Below are 1,067 nucleotides of genomic sequence, written 5' to 3' on the forward strand. Positions count from 1 at the left end.
TGAAGTTTCACTTTATCATTCATACTCGGCTTTCATTTGCACTTCCTCAGCTAATACTTGTAAGTCATCGAAACTGATAACTCTAATTTCATAATGACTCTTTTCCTGCTTCCTTTTCGCTTCTTCAAATAAGTATTTTGGGCTTCCCTCTTTCTCCGTATCATAAAACAAAAGCAGAACATCACTTTTTTCTACAAAAAATTGGTTCTTTATACGGAATTGCCAAGGCTTTTCATAAGGCTTTCTCGAAACAGAATCAATATAATCAGCTTGTGCCAATATCGATTCATACCATTCTTTATTTGCTTCCTTCCATGTATCTTCCTGATTCAAGAAAGGAGTTATTACGGCAAGCTGAAGATCATGGAAGCCTTCAAGCTGAAGGTCGAACACTACCTCTGCAGCCCATAGTTCTGTACCAAGCTGACCGCTAATGATTACCCATTCCAGCCCTTCGTCTAATAGGGATAAGAGCTGGTTTTTTATTGCCAATTTAATAATATGAACAGCTGGATCATCATTTTTAAATATACCGATTTCATAAGGTTTATAGCCAGATATGATTGCAACTTTAGTCATAGCACTAGCCTTTCTATGTATACATGATAATTTCAAATGATACTTGCTCACTCACCGGATATATAAAAACAAGGGCATATCCAAATATGCCCTCGCCTTGATTATTTTCTGAAATATGGTCCTGCACCGTACATTCCCGGTCCCGGAACACCGAAGCCCGGAGCTACTGCCCCTGGACCAGGTGCACCATATCCTGCAGAAGGTACAAATCCAGGTGCTGCTGGTGCAACAAACTGTTGGTTTGTCACCTCATTAACTACTGATTGCGTATGCGGGAAAGAATGCACATGCTGGAAATTATGATGGTTCACAGTAGTTGTATGACTTGGATGGATATGTGGAACGATCGTATTCTGGAAATTATGATTCACACAACATTTAGTTGGTGAAACAAAAGCAGGTAAAATATTTGTTGGTCTTGGTCCGCAAAACATATCAAGATCCCCTTTCTCCATAATTTATTTACATTAACAGCCTATGTAGATGGG

At 39.1% G+C, this 1,067-nt stretch carries 2 protein-coding genes; both read right to left on the minus strand.

Annotated features, from left to right (window positions below; translation table 11 throughout):
• Nucleotides 1-15: 15 nt before the first annotated feature.
• Nucleotides 16-579 (minus strand): DUF1273 domain-containing protein, encoded by a 564-nt coding sequence (locus V7164_RS11080; RefSeq protein ID WP_335344792.1) that lies wholly within the window; start codon nucleotides 577-579, stop codon nucleotides 16-18.
• A 101-nt stretch (nucleotides 580-680) separates the two neighbouring features.
• Nucleotides 681-1,013 (minus strand): spore coat protein, encoded by a 333-nt coding sequence (locus V7164_RS11085; protein ID WP_335344793.1) that lies wholly within the window; start codon nucleotides 1,011-1,013, stop codon nucleotides 681-683.
• Nucleotides 1,014-1,067: the final 54 nt, after the last annotated feature.

It is taken from the genome of Bacillus sp. JJ1474, from assembly GCF_036965225.1.
In the GTDB taxonomy this organism is placed as follows: domain Bacteria; phylum Bacillota; class Bacilli; order Bacillales; family Cytobacillaceae; genus Cytobacillus.

Bases quoted from the DNA above. Each gene is read 5' to 3' on its own strand.
- V7164_RS11080 (WP_335344792.1), bottom strand. From the start codon at position 579: ATGACTAAAGTTGCAATCATATCTGGCTATAAACCTTATGAAATCGGT.
- V7164_RS11085 (WP_335344793.1), bottom strand. From the start codon at position 1,013: ATGTTTTGCGGACCAAGACCAACAAATATTTTACCTGCTTTTGTTTCA.